General features: G+C 65.2%; 16 protein-coding genes. 8 read left to right on the top strand and 8 right to left on the bottom strand.

Going from position 1 to position 13,928, the window contains the following annotated elements; all coding sequences use genetic code 11:
* Positions 1 to 8: 8 nt before the first annotated feature.
* Complete coding sequence (locus tag C6A77_RS20960; protein WP_114171191.1) at positions 9 to 365, top strand: response regulator; 357 nt, start codon at positions 9 to 11, stop codon at positions 363 to 365.
* 288 nt (positions 366 to 653) lie between these two features.
* On the opposite strand, the gene C6A77_RS20970 is transcribed toward C6A77_RS20960, so the two are convergent.
* A complete protein-coding gene (locus C6A77_RS20970; protein WP_114171192.1) occupies positions 654 to 2,144 on the bottom strand; it encodes a YifB family Mg chelatase-like AAA ATPase in 1,491 nt (496 codons plus the stop codon).
* 256 nt (positions 2,145 to 2,400) lie between these two features.
* Between C6A77_RS20970 and C6A77_RS20975 the strand changes: the two genes are divergently transcribed.
* Complete coding sequence (locus C6A77_RS20975) at positions 2,401 to 4,383, top strand: DUF4034 domain-containing protein (protein ID WP_114171193.1); 1,983 nt, start codon at positions 2,401 to 2,403, stop codon at positions 4,381 to 4,383.
* Here C6A77_RS20975 and C6A77_RS20980 read toward each other — a convergent pair.
* Positions 4,373 to 4,645: an accessory factor UbiK family protein gene (locus tag C6A77_RS20980; protein ID WP_114171194.1), complete on the bottom strand. Its 273-nt coding sequence runs from the start codon at positions 4,643 to 4,645 to the stop codon at positions 4,373 to 4,375. The genes C6A77_RS20975 and C6A77_RS20980 overlap by 11 nt on opposite strands.
* A 405-nt stretch (positions 4,646 to 5,050) precedes the next feature.
* Between C6A77_RS20980 and glnK the strand changes: the two genes are divergently transcribed.
* The 3 genes from glnK to sutA all read left to right on the top strand — a co-directional run bounded on the left by glnK (position 5,051) and on the right by sutA (position 7,528).
* Entirely contained in the window at positions 5,051 to 5,389 is a 339-nt protein-coding gene (gene glnK, locus C6A77_RS20985; protein WP_002555808.1) for a P-II family nitrogen regulator, read from the top strand.
* A gap of 46 nt (positions 5,390 to 5,435) precedes the next feature.
* Positions 5,436 to 6,767 carry an ammonium transporter gene (locus tag C6A77_RS20990; protein WP_114171195.1) on the top strand — a complete coding sequence of 444 codons (1,332 nt, stop codon included), beginning with the start codon at positions 5,436 to 5,438 and terminating at the stop codon, positions 6,765 to 6,767.
* Between the two features lie 431 nt (positions 6,768 to 7,198).
* Positions 7,199 to 7,528 (top strand): transcriptional regulator SutA, encoded by a 330-nt coding sequence (gene sutA, locus C6A77_RS20995; protein WP_114171196.1) that lies wholly within the window; start codon positions 7,199 to 7,201, stop codon positions 7,526 to 7,528.
* 180 nt (positions 7,529 to 7,708) lie between these two features.
* Here the strand turns inward: sutA and C6A77_RS21000 are convergent, their stop codons facing one another.
* Genes C6A77_RS21000 through C6A77_RS21025 form a run of 6 tightly spaced genes read right to left on the bottom strand, consistent with a single transcriptional unit; the run spans position 7,709 to position 12,328 of the window.
* Entirely contained in the window at positions 7,709 to 8,404 is a 696-nt protein-coding gene (locus C6A77_RS21000; RefSeq protein WP_114171197.1) for an HAD-IA family hydrolase, read from the bottom strand.
* A complete protein-coding gene (gene xerC / locus C6A77_RS21005) occupies positions 8,401 to 9,300 on the bottom strand; it encodes a tyrosine recombinase XerC (RefSeq protein WP_114171198.1) in 900 nt (299 codons plus the stop codon). Before xerC ends, C6A77_RS21000 begins: the two co-directional genes overlap by 4 nt.
* Positions 9,300 to 10,010, bottom strand: a complete 711-nt coding sequence (locus C6A77_RS21010; RefSeq protein ID WP_114171199.1) for a DUF484 family protein — start codon at positions 10,008 to 10,010, stop codon at positions 9,300 to 9,302. The genes xerC and C6A77_RS21010 overlap by 1 nt, the downstream gene beginning before the upstream one ends.
* Positions 10,011 to 10,023: 13 nt before the next feature.
* The gene (dapF, locus tag C6A77_RS21015) at positions 10,024 to 10,854 is read right to left on the bottom strand and encodes a diaminopimelate epimerase (RefSeq protein WP_114171200.1); all 831 of its coding nucleotides are present in this window, start codon (positions 10,852 to 10,854) and stop codon (positions 10,024 to 10,026) included.
* Positions 10,855 to 10,858: 4 nt separating this feature from the next.
* Positions 10,859 to 12,106: a diaminopimelate decarboxylase gene (gene lysA, locus C6A77_RS21020; RefSeq protein ID WP_114171201.1), complete on the bottom strand. Its 1,248-nt coding sequence runs from the start codon at positions 12,104 to 12,106 to the stop codon at positions 10,859 to 10,861.
* A gap of 9 nt (positions 12,107 to 12,115) precedes the next feature.
* The gene (locus tag C6A77_RS21025; RefSeq protein ID WP_112249869.1) at positions 12,116 to 12,328 is read right to left on the bottom strand and encodes a lipoprotein; all 213 of its coding nucleotides are present in this window, start codon (positions 12,326 to 12,328) and stop codon (positions 12,116 to 12,118) included.
* Between the two features lie 332 nt (positions 12,329 to 12,660).
* On the opposite strand from C6A77_RS21025, the gene cyaY reads away from it, so the two are divergent.
* From cyaY to rnk, 3 genes are all read left to right on the top strand, one after another.
* Complete coding sequence (gene cyaY / locus C6A77_RS21035; protein WP_114171203.1) at positions 12,661 to 12,993, top strand: iron donor protein CyaY; 333 nt, start codon at positions 12,661 to 12,663, stop codon at positions 12,991 to 12,993.
* 1 nt (position 12,994) lies between these two features.
* Positions 12,995 to 13,222 (top strand): DUF1289 domain-containing protein, encoded by a 228-nt coding sequence (locus tag C6A77_RS21040; RefSeq protein WP_114171204.1) that lies wholly within the window; start codon positions 12,995 to 12,997, stop codon positions 13,220 to 13,222.
* A gap of 145 nt (positions 13,223 to 13,367) precedes the next feature.
* On the top strand, positions 13,368 to 13,778 hold the full coding sequence (gene rnk / locus C6A77_RS21045; RefSeq protein WP_114171205.1) for a nucleoside diphosphate kinase regulator: 411 nt from the start codon (positions 13,368 to 13,370) through the stop codon (positions 13,776 to 13,778).
* The last annotated feature ends 150 nt before the right edge of the window (positions 13,779 to 13,928 follow it).

The following is a 13,928-nucleotide window of genomic DNA, read 5'->3' on the forward strand; positions in this document are numbered from 1 at the left end:
GCAGAGCGGTGTGCATCGTCGATGACGATGCTTCAGTGCGCAAAAGCCTGGCCAACCTGTTGCGCTCGGCCGGGTTCGAGAGCTTGGCGTTCGCGGCGGGCGACGCGTTTCTGGCCTCGGAGCGGGCGCGGCGGGCGGGTTGTGTACTGCTCGATCTGCGGATGCCGGGGATGAACGGGCTGCAGGTGCAGCGTGAACTGACCCGGCGGCAATGGGCGCTGCCGGTGATCTGCATGTCGGCGCACTGGGACGATGGCGCGGTGCAGGCGGCCATGGGCGGCGGGGCGCTGGCCTGCCTGGGCAAGCCGTTTTCCGAAGAGGTGTTGCTGAGGGCGGTTGAAGAGGCTTTGGCTGGCCATCAATGAGGTCGGGCTGTTCCGGCTCCTTCGCGGGCTTGCGTTCCCTGTGGGAGCGGGCAAGCCCGCGAAGCAGACAACGCGGAGGATGGCACCGGCTTTGCCGGTGTTCGCGGCTAAAGCCGCTCCCACAGGTGCAGCGTTAGCCCGAGGCCTGCGTGGTGCCTGTGGGAGCGGGTTCACCCGCGAAGCAGACGGCGCGTTGCATGGCACCGGATTTGCCGGTGTTCGCGGCTAAAGCTCCCACCGGGTAGGCGGGGCGCTTGCGAATGCAGTTTGCATGCGACAGGGCGGTATCTAGTGGCTGCCCGGCCGGTACTGCAGGGCTTCGGCCAGGTGCGCCCGGCCAATCGCATCGCAGCCCTGCAGATCGGCCAGCGTTCGCGCCACTTTCAACAAGCGGTGCGCCGCGCGCAATGACAGGGTCAAGCGCTCACAAGCGCCCTCCAGCCAGGCCTGGTCCGCCGTCGCCAGGCCACAATGGCGGCGCAACCCCTCCAGGTCGAGAAACGCATTCGCACAGCCTTGCCGGCGTTGTTGCAGTTCACGCGCCTCGGCCACCTTGAGCGCGACATCGGCGCTGCTCTCGCCGCAGGGCTGGTTGTTCAACGTGGTGCTCTCGCGGGCCACGGTCAGGTGCAGGTCGATGCGGTCCAGCAGCGGCCCGGACAGCTTGTTGCGATAGCGCGCGATCTGCTCGGTGCTGCAGCGGCAGCGCCCAGTCGGGTCGCCCAGGTAGCCACAAGGGCACGGGTTCATCGCCGCCACCAGCTGGAAGCGTGCCGGGAAGCGCACCTTGTCGCGGGCCCGGGCAATCACGATTTCGCCCGACTCCAGCGGCTCGCGCAGCACCTCCAGCACGCGCCGCTCGAACTCCGGCAGTTCGTCGAGAAACAGCACGCCATGGTGGGCCAGGGTGATTTCGCCTGGTTGCGGCCGGCTGCTGCCGCCCACCAGTGCCGGGCCGGATGCGGAGTGGTGAGGATGGCGAAAAGGCCGCTGCGGCCAGCTGTTCAGCGGTGTATGCCCACTGACCGACTGGATCGCCGCCACTTCCAGCGCTTCGTGCTCATCCAGCGGCGGCAGCAAGCCCGGCAGGCGGCTGGCGAGCAAGGTCTTGCCGGTACCGGGCGGCCCGGTGAACAGCAGGTTATGCGCCCCGGCCGCCGCCAGCAGCAGGGCGCGCTTGGCAGCCAGCTGGCCCTGCACTTCGCTCATGTCCGGGTAAGGCCGTTGTTGCAGGACCAAACCATTGGCAGCGTACGGCGGCAGCGGCACCTGGCCGTTAAGGTGGGCGACCAGCTCCAGCAAATGCCCCACCGCATAAACCACCAGGCCGCCGGCCAGGCTGGCTTCCTCGGCGTTTTCCCGTGGCACCACCAGCGCCCGCCCGGCTTCGCGTGCTGCCAGTGCTGCGGGCAACACGCCCTGTACCGGGCGCAACGTTCCGGACAGCGCCAGTTCGCCCAGGCATTCGACTTCGCCAAGGATGGCCGTTGGCACCTGGCCATCGGCGGCCAGAATGCCCAGGGCGATGGCCAGGTCATAGCGCCCGCCATCCTTGGGCAGGTCGGCGGGGGCGAGGTTCTGGGTGATGCGCCGCTGCGGGTAGTTCAGCCCGGAGTTGACGATGGCGCTGCGAACCCGGTCCTTGCTTTCCTTGACCGTGGTTTCCGGCAGGCCGACGAGGGTGAGATGGGGCAAGCCGTTGGCCAGGTGGGTTTCGACGCTGACCGCCGGTGCCTGTACGCCCACTTGGGCGCGGCTGTGGACGAGGGCTAGGGACATGGACGCTCCGTTGTCGCTGAAATGGGCCGCTTCCTGCGGCTGCGGCAAGAATAGCCAACACCTCAACAGCAAGCGCAAGAAGTGTGCGTCGCGGTTTTTCAGGGCAGGGATTTCCCCTGTGTTTGCTCGCTTTCGGTGAGAAATGGATCCAATTGCCTTTGCGCGGCTGCCAGGTATGGCTTAGTGTTGTCGAGCAGAGGCGGTTGCCATGGGATGGCACCGCAGCTTCTTTCAAATGGACTTGAGGTAGTGCTCCGTGCAAACGCTCACCCGCACGCGTCAGGTAATCCGCGAACTGGTGCAGGCCAGCGCATTCGTTGAACTCGACCGTTTTTTCCACAGCCTCGAAAGGCAATGGTGGCAAGCGCCGCCTGGTGAGTTTGCCGACTACCTGACGGCCATCGAAGGGCACCTGCTGGTCGACCCGGACAGCCAGGGCGACAAGGCCTTGAGCCAGGTGCTCAAAGCCTGGATCGACGCCTGCCCCAAGGCCTATCACCCACAGCTGGTGATGGGTTTGCACTGCTTCCACCGAGCCTGCCAGGTGCAGAACAGTGGCGCGAGCGATGCGGCGCGCTGGCTGGCCGTAGAGCAAATCTGTGAAACCGCGACCGCGCACTTGTTGCAGGCCATGGGCCGTAGCGCCAAGCCCGTGGCCGCCGCCATTGGCATGCTGCGTATCAGTGCGCAGTTCCGTGAGCCTGGCTGGTTGAGCGAACTGTTCCACGGTCAACCGGCGCGCTTCAGGCCCAGCGCGCATGCCGATGTCGAAGTGCAGGAGGCCGCCGCGCCGTTGCTGGTGCGTTACGGGCTGCAGCCCCTGGCGGAACTGCCGCAGGCATTGCCGGCGTGCCTGGGCCAACGGAGCGAGCACGAAACCGAGGACCCTCGCTATTACTGGTTGCGCCATGCGCTGGCGGCACGCCCCGGCTGTTTCGAAGCGGTCCAGGCCCTTGCCGTGCACCTGCAAGGCAGCCCAGATGCAATCGAGTTGCTGGCCGCCGGCCCGTTGTGTGAGGCGTGGGACGAAACACTGCGTAATGCGCTGCGCTGGATGGCAGTCGAAGACCGGCTGACGCTGCCACATGCAGCTCAGTCGCAGGCCGTTGCCGCGTGGCAGCAGGTGTTCGAGGCCTGGTCGAAACGCTCGCTAAGGCCCAGGGAGCATGCAGTTCTGCTGGCTTGGCGCGGGGCATTGCGCGGCCATGCATTGCAGGACCCGGTCGGCGCCATGCACGACTTCGCCGCGAGCCTGGCGTGCCAGGCCGATCATGGCGCTGTCCCGGCCATGGGCGAGCCTTTTCGCTGCCTGGCCGAGATGGTACTGCTGCATGACGCGACGGATGAACAGCAGCTGTTGCGCCGCGCCGTCGAACGCTTGTGTGATGGCCACTCGCACGCTGCGGCTTGCGCGTTGCGCGCCGTCGCGCACCGTTTCGGCCTGTGGGGTTTTTCGCGCTCGGCCGAGCAGGCCAAGGCGTGGGCGCAGCGTGCGGTAAAGCGCCAATGCGCTGGCCGGGCGCCGGGGTTCGCAGTGCTCGAGGTGGCGCGGTTGCTTTGGGCCGGTAACCGGCACGAGGTGGCCTGCTACCTGTATGAGCGCTGTGCCGAGCTGAACCTGGCGGGGGCTGCCCTTGCGTTGTACGAGTTGCACCGTGGCGGCCTCGACAACACCCCGGAACACTATGTGGATGACGAAGCCGCCGAATACTGGCTGCAGCGTGCGGTGGAGGCGGGCAGCCGGCAAGCCAAGTACAAGCTCGCCCGCTTGCGCATGGATGGCGATGAGGATCTCAGCGAACGCAATGCCATGCTGGCGGTGCGGCACCTGCTGGTCGACGCGCTGGGCAACGCGCAGACCAATGCCCGCGCGCGGTTGCAGCTGGGGATTCTGCTGCGTCAGTTTGGTCAGCCGCACGAGCAGCCCGAGGCGGTGGCTTACCTGCAGAGCCTGGTCGAGCACCCTGAGCCGTGGATTGCCGGGCGTGCCAGCGCCGAGCTGGGGCTGGCCTGGATGCAGGGGCGCGGTACCCGCAAGCAAAGCCGCTTTGCCGCCATCGAATGGGTCAAGCGCGCAGCCACCCTGCAGCCGGGCGACGCGGCCATCGAGCAGATCCAGGCCGAGGTCCTCAATTCACGCAGCCGGGTCAAGAACCTGTTCACCCAGTGTGGCGCTGCGCTGTTTCGCGGCACCCTGCATGCCAGCGAGCTGCCACCGAAACATGCCGCTATGCGCTAGTTTCCGGTGCGTTCGGGGTCAGCCGTGCTTCCAGTTCCGCTACCTGTTTTTCCAGGGCTTCGAGGCGCGCACGGGTGCGCGCCAGTACGACCATCTGGCTGTCGAATTCTTCGCGGCTGACCAGGTCCAGCTTGCTGAAGGCACCTTGCATCAGCACCTTGAACTGGCTTTCCAGTTCGGCACGAGGCTGGGCGGTGTCGCTGCTGAACAGGCGCGAGGCCTGGTCGCTCAGGGCATCGAGAAGGGCTTTTGGCGCGAGCATGAGGTGGTCCACTGAAACGGAGAAATGGCCGGCAGTGTAGCACGGGCCAATCTGGCCCCGGCTTGGCCATCGACCTCTGGTGGGCGCGCGCGTTGCCAACGGTATTTGCACATTTTTCGAGCAACGCGCCAGGCCGGTGCGCACCGAAACTGTGCGTGTTACCCATGCTGGCGACTGGCCAATCCTGAGTAAATCGCATAACCCGCTGTTTTTCGGCGCGTTGGCGGAACTGGCAAGGTTTCTGCAAAGACCTGTACGAGCCATGCACTGATGCAGTTCTTTGTGACCAGGCAGTGCGCACGCGGAGCCGGATGCCGACGACGCGTTACAAAGCCAACCGCTGCGCTTAGACTTGAGACGGGTTTGTTTTCCTGGGGCAAGTCCACCAAATCGGGAGAGAGTTTCATGAAGCTAGTCACAGCCATCATCAAGCCGTTCAAGCTGGACGACGTGCGCGAGTCGCTGTCGGAAATCGGCGTGCAGGGCATCACCGTCACCGAAGTCAAAGGCTTCGGTCGGCAGAAGGGCCACACCGAGCTGTATCGCGGTGCTGAATACGTGGTCGATTTCCTGCCCAAGGTGAAGATCGATGTCGCCATCGATGACAAGGACCTTGATCGGGTAATCGAAGCCATCACCAAGGCAGCCAACACCGGCAAGATCGGTGACGGCAAGATTTTCGTGGTGAATCTGGAGCAGGCGATCCGCATCCGTACCGGCGAAACCGATACCGACGCGATCTAAGCAGCAACAAAGCCTCACCAAACCCAACGCCCCAGGAGAAAACAACATGACTCTGCGTAAGATCGCAGGGCTAGGAGCCCTATTGTCCCTCGTAATGCCCGGGCTTGCCCTGGCAGAGGAAGCTGCCCCAGCGCTGAATTCCGGCGACACCGCCTGGATGCTGACCGCAACGGCGCTGGTGCTGTTCATGACCATTCCGGGCCTGGCCCTGTTCTATGGCGGCATGGTGCGTTCGAAGAACGTGCTGTCGGTGATGATGCAGTGCTTTGCAATCACCGGCCTGATGAGCATCCTCTGGGTCGTGTACGGCTACAGCATGGCCTTCGATACCACGGGTATGGAAAAGGGCGTGCTCAACTTCAATTCCTTCGTCGGTGGCTTCTCCAAGGCGTTTCTCAGCGGCGTCACGCCCTCGAACCTGACCTCGGCCACCGCGCTGTTCCCTGAAGCGGTGTTCATCACCTTCCAGATGACCTTCGCCATCATCACCCCGGCGCTGATCGTCGGTGCCTTCGCCGAGCGCATGAAGTTCTCCGCGATGCTGGTGTTCATGGGCATCTGGTTCACCCTGGTCTACGCGCCGATCGCGCACATGGTCTGGAGCGGTGACGGTGCGCTGATGTGGGACTGGGGTGTGCTGGACTTCGCTGGCGGCACCGTGGTGCACATCAACGCCGGTATCGCCGGCCTGGTCTGCTGCCTGGTGCTGGGCAAGCGCAAGGGTTACCCGACCACGCCGATGGCACCGCACAACCTGGGTTACACCCTGATGGGCGCGGCCATGCTGTGGATCGGCTGGTTCGGCTTCAACGCAGGTTCTGCCGCCGCCGCCAACGGCACCGCCGGCATGGCCATGCTGGTCACCCAGATCGCTACTGCCGCCGCCGCCCTGGGCTGGATGTTCGCCGAGTGGATCGGCCATGGCAAACCGAGTGCCCTGGGCATTGCCTCGGGTGTGGTCGCCGGCCTGGTCGCGATTACCCCGGCTGCCGGTACCGTGGGCCCGATGGGCGCCCTGGTGATCGGCCTGGCGTCGGGTGTGATCTGCTACTTCTGCGCCACCAGCCTCAAGCGCCGGCTCGGTTATGACGACTCGCTGGACGCCTTCGGCGTGCATGGCATCGGCGGTATCATCGGCGCCATTCTTACCGGTGTGTTCGCAGCCCCGGCGCTGGGCGGCTTCGGTACCGTCACCGACATCGGCATGCAGGTCTGGGTCCAGGCCAAAGGGGTGATCTTCACCGTGGTCTACACCGCCATCGTCACCTACGTGATCCTCAAGGTGCTGGATGTGGTGATGGGCCTGCGGGTCAACGAAGAAGAAGAGTCGGTCGGCCTCGACCTGGCTCAGCACAACGAGCGCGGCTACAACCTGTAACTGCGATGCGATAAAAACTTGCCCGGTTCGCCGGGCATTTTTTTTGCCAGTTTTTTAGCATTTCCTGCACGGCAAACGGTTTATCCGACACGTTCGTGACGTAGGTAGAAAACTTACAAAACGTAGAGCATTCATGGTGCTTTGCTTTTTCTGCTGGCGCGCTAGAATGCGCGCCGAAGGGTGTTTGACGAGTAGTCCACACGCTTCGCCAGCCTTTGCTAGGCTTGCCAATAGCGTGTGGCCAGCAGGGGCGAATGGATTTTGTCAGGTCCTGCCAGGAGCAGGGCCTGCTGGGTGCCGCCTCCCATCAGGAGCGCCAAGCCTGGGGCAGTGGCCTAACCCACGGCCAGTTGAATTTTCACTGGTGGCTGCCGGTCTACGGCTGCACTGGTCTATAACTAACCTGCTTTTCGCAAGTCATGAGGTAGAACATGAGCGACGACGATCTGGAAAATGATGACCTCGAAGTAGGTGACGAAGACGAGGCTGATGAGGGCCTCGAAGCCGCTGCTGATGATGTCGCCGAAGATGCCGGCGATGATGACAGCAGCCCGGCGCCCACGGCCAAGGGCAAATCCAAGGCGGCTGTCTCGGTAGACGAGATGCCGAGCTTGGAAGCCAAGCAGAAAGAGCGTGACGCCCTGGCCCGGGCCATGGAAGAGTTCCTCGCTCGTGGTGGCAAGGTTCAGGAAGTCGAGGCCAACGTGGTCGCCGACCCGCCCAAGAAGCCGGACAACAAGTACGGCAGCCGCCCTATCTGAGTGGCTGTTTGAAAAGAGCCCGCCGTCGCTGCGGGCTTTTTTGTGCTTGTGGGTTTTGTGTTGGCCTTGCTGCCCTCTTCGCGGGTGAACCCGCTCCCACAGGTTCACCACAGACCTTAGGCCCTGCACGGTCTTTGTGGGAGCGGGTTCACCCGCGAATGGGCTGCGCAGCGGCCCCTGTCAGCGCCAGCGCGCGAGGATGTCGGGCAGCTGCGACAGGCGCTGGATCTCGGCATCCGGTGCCTGTTCCCCAGCCCAGGCCTTGCCCTGCGGGTTGAACCACACCGCACGCAGCCCGGCGCGCTGGGCGCCGGCGATGTCGTCGCCGGGGTGGTCGCCAATGTGCACCGCCGCGCTGGCCTCCACCTCACCCCGGCGCAGGGCTTCGAGGAATGGCGCCGGGTCCGGCTTGCCAACCCCGAGGTCTTCGGCGCACAGGGCAAAGCGGAAATAGTCCGCCAGCCCCAGCCGGCTCACATCGGCATTGCCGTTGGTAACCACGCCCAGGGTGTAATGGTGGCGCAGGATCTCCAGCACCGGCTGCACCTCCGGGAAAATCTCTACCTGGTGGCGTGCATGCAGGAACACCTCGAAGCCTTCGTTGGCCAGCTCCTGCGCCTGCTTCGCGCTGTAACCGACTTCTTCCAGGGCCTGGAACAGCACCCGTCGGCGCAGGGCGCTGATGCGGTGCTTGAGGCCAGGCTCGGCCTGCACCAGGCGCTCGCGGATGGCGAACAGGTGTTCTACCGGCACAGCGCCAAGGACCGGCGCATTGGCTTCGAGCCAGTCGCGCAGCACGACTTCCGCGCTGGCAATCACCGGTGCGGTGTCCCACAGGGTGTCGTCGAGGTCGAAGGTGATCAGCTTGATGCTCATGAGTCTGTGCCTTTGCTGCGTTTGGCCCGAGGGTGGGCGCTGTCGTACACCGCGGCCAGGTGCTGGAAGTCCAGGTGGGTGTAGATCTGCGTGGTGCCGATGTCGGCATGGCCGAGCATCTCCTGAACTGCGCGCAGGTCCTGGGACGATTCCAGCACGTGGCTGGCGAAGGAATGGCGAAGCATGTGCGGGTGCAGGTGCTGGCCCAGCTCGCGCTCACCGGCCACCTTCACCCGCTGCTGAACGGCCCGCGGGCTGATGCGGTTGCCCTGGCGGGTGATGAACACTGCGCGGTCGCGCGGGTTGCCGATGCCGCGCAGGCGGTACCAGGCCTGCAACGCCTCGCGCGCCTTGCGACCGACCGGCAGCACACGGCTCTTGCCGCCCTTGCCCAGCACCTGCACCAGGCCGGCGGCCAGGTCGAGGTGATCGAGGTCGAGATTGGTCAGCTCGGATAGGCGCAGGCCCGACGAATAGAACAGTTCGAGAATGGCCTGGTCACGACGGGCGATGAAGTCGTCATCGACACCGCCGTCGAGCAGTTGCAAGGCGCGGTCGGTGTCGAGCACCTTGGGCAGCCGGCGTTCGCCCTTGGGTGGGCTGAGGCCGCAGGCCGGGTCGTGCTGGCACAGGCCTTCGCGGTTGAGGTAGCGGTACAGGCCGCGCACCGCCGACAGCAGTCGCGCCAGGCTGCGCGAGGACTGGCCCTGGTGGTGCTGGCGAGCGATCAGCTGCCGCAGTTGCTGAATTTGCAGCGCCTGCCAGCCGGCGATGCCGTGTTCGTTGCAGTAGGCGACGACCTTGTTCAGGTCGCGACGGTAGCCCAGCAGGGTGTGCGCGGACACCTGGCGCTCGTTGCGCAAGTGTGCGCAATAAGCCTCCAGCTGGCGTTCCATCAGCGTACCGGGCGCAGGGTCTGGGTAACCCGTGGCACAACGCGGCCAAGTACTTCGGCGATGTAGCCGAGGAACAGGGTACCGACGCTGCTCTTGTAGTGTTGCGGGTCGCGGCTGCCGATCGCCAGCACGCCGTGCAGGCCCTGGTATTCCAGGGCGGCCACGGCGCTGGAGCCCACTTCCCGGCGCTGTTCTTCGCCGAACAGGAAGGCCAGCTCGTGCTCGCGCAGGTTACCGCTGACGGTCTTGCCGCCGCCCAACAGCGCGCCGATGGCCTGCTGGGCCTCGGCGTTGCTGACCCAGCGCCCGACCGGCGCGACGTTTTCGCCGAACAGGATCAGGCTGACGAAGGGCACCTGAAATTCCTGGCGCAGGCTGTCTTCGACCGCCATCACCACCTCTTCCAGGCTGCCGGCGTCGAGCAGGTCGAGGATGAGCCGGCGGGTCTTGTCGAACAGCCGGTCGTTGTCACGGGCCACATCCATCAGTTGCGACAGGCGGTGGCGCATCTCGATGTTGCGGTCGCGCAGCAGCTTGAGCTGGCGCTCTACCAGCGACACGCTGTCGCCGCGCTGGTGCGGAATGCGCTGTTCGACCAGCAGCTCGTCGTGTTCGGCAAAAAAGGTGGGGTGGGCGCGCAAGTAGGCGACCACCGCCTCGGCATCGAGCTCGGCGGACTGCGGGGGTACAACCTTGGGCTGATCGGTCATGGCAGTTACTCGCTTAAAGACGAACCTGTCCTTCGTAGACGCGTACGGCCGGGCCGGTCATCAGCACAGGCTTGCCGGGGCCGGCCCATTCGATGTGCAGGCGGCCACCGGGCAGGTCGAGGGACACCGGGGAATCCATCCAGCCCTGGCTGATCGCCGCTACGGCGGCGGCGCAGGCGCCGGTGCCACAGGCCTGGGTTTCGCCGGCGCCGCGCTCCCACACGCGCAGGTTGGCGCGGTGGCGGTCGATGACCTGGAGGAAGCCGGCGTTCACCCGCTGCGGGAAGCGCGGGTGGTTCTCGATCTTCGGGCCCAGCTCATGCACAGGGGCGCTATGCACATCGTCGACACGCAGCACGGCATGCGGGTTACCCATGGACACGGCGGCAATCGCATGCACCGCGCCGTCGACTTCCAGTGGGTAGCTCAGCGCCTGCTGGTCGGCGATGAAGGGGATTTCGGCAGGGATGAAACGTGGTGGGCCCATGTCGACACGGACCTGGCCGTCGTTCTGCACGTCCAGTTCGATGATGCCGCTCTTGGTTTCCACGCGGATGCGCTTTTTCGCGGTCAGGCGCTTGTCCAGCACGAAGCGGGCGAAGCAGCGCGCACCGTTGCCGCATTGCTCCACCTCCGAACCGTCGGCGTTGAAGATGCGATAGCGGAAGTCCACTTCCGGGTTGTTCGGCGCCTCGACGATCAGCAGCTGGTCGAAGCCGATGCCGGTGTGGCGGTCACCCCATTGCTTGGCGTGCTTGGGCTGGATGTGCGCGTGCTGGCTGACCAGGTCGAGGACCATGAAGTCGTTGCCCAGCCCATGCATCTTGGTAAAACGCAGCAGCATGGGCTTACTCCGGCAGCAGGCTTTCGCCAGCGTACAATTCGGCGATGGTCTCGCGGCGGCGGACTTCGAAGGCCTGGTCGCCGTCGACCAGGATTTCCGCGCAACGGCCACGGGTGTTGTAGTTGGAGCTCATGACAAAACCATAGGCGCCCGCGGACTGAACGGCCAGCAGATCACCTTCGGCCAGGTTCAGCACGCGGTCCTTGGCGAGGAAGTCGCCGGTTTCGCAGATCGGGCCGACCAGGTCGTAGGCACGGCCTTCGCCTGCGCGGGGCTTGACCGCGCTGACCCCCATCCAGGCCTGGTACAGGGCCGGGCGGATCAGGTCGTTCATCGCCGCGTCGACGATGGCGAAGTCCTTGTGTTCGGTGTGCTTGAGGTATTCCACGCGGGTCAGCAGCACGCCGGCGTTGGCCACGATGTAGCGGCCCGGCTCGAACACCAGGGCCAGGTCGCGGTCGCCGACGCGCTCGCGGATGGCCTTGATGTAATCGGCCAGCAGCGGCGGCTGTTCATCGCGGTAACGCACGCCGACACCACCGCCCAGGTCCAGGTGGCGCAGGTGGATGCCGCACTCGGCCAGGCGATCGACCAGCACCAGCAGGCGATCGAGGGCATCGAGGAACGGTTCGACGCTGGTCAGCTGCGAACCGATGTGGCAGTCGACACCGACCACTTCCAGGTTCGGCAGCTGCGCGGCGCGCACGTAGATGCTCTCGGCGTCGGCGATGGCGATGCCGAACTTGTTCTCTTTGAGGCCGGTGGAGATGTACGGGTGGGTGCCGGCATCGACGTCCGGGTTGACCCGCAGCGACACCGGGGCAACCTTGCCCATCTCGGCGGCCACCACTTGCAGGCGCTCCAGTTCATCGGTGGATTCGACGTTGAAGCAGTGCACGCCGACTTCCAGAGCGCGGCGCATGTCGTCGCGGGTCTTGCCGACGCCGGAAAACACCACGCGGTCGGCGCGCCCGCCAGCGGCCAGCACGCGCTCCAGCTCACCGCCGGAAACGATGTCGAAGCCTGCGCCCAGGCGTGCCAGCACGTTCAGCACGCCCAGGTTGGAGTTGGCTTTTACCGCGAAGCACACCAGGTGCTCGGTGCCTTGCAGGGCGTCGGCATAGCTGCGGTACTGGGCCTCGATGTGGGCGCGCGAATACACGTAGGTGGGGGTGCCGTAACGTTCGGCGATGGCCGACAGGCCCACGCCTTCCGCGAACAGCTCGCCGTCGCGGTAGTTGAAAGCGTTCATCTGGTTTCCTTACTGCGCTGGCGACTGCTCGGGCTCGGACTGCAGTTCGGGCTGCTGCTCCTCTACCGGGGCCGGCTTGGCTTTTGGCTGGTGCTGGTGCGACTTGTGCGCTTTGCCGTTATCGCCGTCTTCAGGCAGATACAGCGGGCCTTTCTGGCCGCAGGCCGAAACGAGGCAGGCAACAGCGACCAGCGCCGCGAAGGAGGAAATCAGGCGCTTCATGGGTGAAATCCTTAGAAATATGCAGTATTGCGCCCGAGTATACCGAGCGACCGGCGGCTTGCCTATGCGAGGGCCGGCCCGCCGGGCGGGCTATTCTTACCGCCTGCAAAGGCCCTTGCGCGGTACCTGTGGGAGCGGGTGTGCCCGCGAACACGGGCGGGGCCCGTGCCAGCCACCGCGCCGCCTGCTTCGCGGGCGTGCCCGCTCCCACAGTACTGCGCTGGCTCCGGGTTCATGCCAGTGAAGGCAACGGCTAAACCTTTGCATTCGGTGGCAAGCGCCCGTATCTTGCCGGGCTTGCCTGTAACGCAGCCAATTTCGAGGTTCCTGCAATGAGTTTGAGTGAAGCGCGTTTCCATGACCTGGTCGACGCTACCCAACAGGCCCTGGAAGACCTGTTCGACGACAGCGAACTGGACCTGGACATGGAGAACTCCGCTGGCGTTCTGACCGTCAAGTTCGACAACGGCAGCACGCTGATCTTCAGCCGCCAGGAGCCGCTGCGCCAGCTGTGGCTGGCCGACCGTTCCGGCGGTTTCCACTTCGACTACGACGAAGACAGCGGCAAGTGGGTATGCGAGAAGAGCGATGAACTGCTGGGCGAAATGCTCGAGCGCATCGTCTGGGAGCGGGCCGGCGAGAAGCTGGACTTCGACGAGATCTGACATGAGCAGCAGCCCCCAGGCCCGGCCACCCAAGCCGCTCTACAGCAATGTCAGCCCCGCCGTGCCGTCGCCGTGCATCAGCGTTTGCCGGCTGGACGAACAACGGGTGTGCACGGGCTGCCACCGGCATGTGGAGCACATCCGTGAATGGCGTTCGGCCGATGACGACCGGCGCCGGCAGATTTGCCGCGAAGCCCAGGCCCTGCGCGCGCAGGCTAAGGCACACTGAACGCAGGGGCTTGAGTATTTACCCGGCTGTGGTAGTGTCGGGTTCTGCGTCGGTGACGCCAAAGCCATTACAAACCCCGCCCTTGGGCGGGGTTTTGCTTTATCTGCACGATGAAAACCGCCCGTTCAAGGAGTCTGACTGGATCATGAGCACCAAGCCTTCCCTCATCCTCACCCGATTGGACGTACAGCGTCTGGAGCGTCTGATCGACAGCCTCGACGAGAGTACGCCGGGTGTGCTCGCCCTGCAGGATGAGCTGGACCGTGCCGAACAGGTGGTCGGTCACGAGGAAGTTCCGGCCGGGGTGGTGACCATGAACTCGCGCGTGCACTGCCGCGAGGAAGCCAGCGGCAAGGACTACCACCTGACCCTGGTGTACCCGAAGGATGCCGGGCCGGAAGGCAATGTCTCGGTCCTGGCGCCCATCGGTTGTGCCTTGCTCGGGCTGTCGGTGGGCGAGCAGATCGACTGGCCGGCACCGGGCGGCAAGACCCTCAAGCTGAAACTGCTGGAAGTGGAATATCAGCCGGAAGCGGCGGGCGATTTCGACCTTTGAGACCTTGGGGCCGCCTTGCGGCCCTTCGCGGGGGGGGGCCCCCCCCCCCCCGGGGGGGGCCCCCCCCCGCCGGGGGGGCGGGGGGGCCCCCCCCGGGGGGCGGCGGGCCCCCGCCGGGAAAGGAAAAAAACCAAGACAACAACCGAGCAA

Origin of the sequence: Pseudomonas sp. AFG_SD02_1510_Pfu_092 (assembly GCF_003331055.1) — a bacterium.
Classification (GTDB): Bacteria; Pseudomonadota; Gammaproteobacteria; order Pseudomonadales; family Pseudomonadaceae; genus Aquipseudomonas.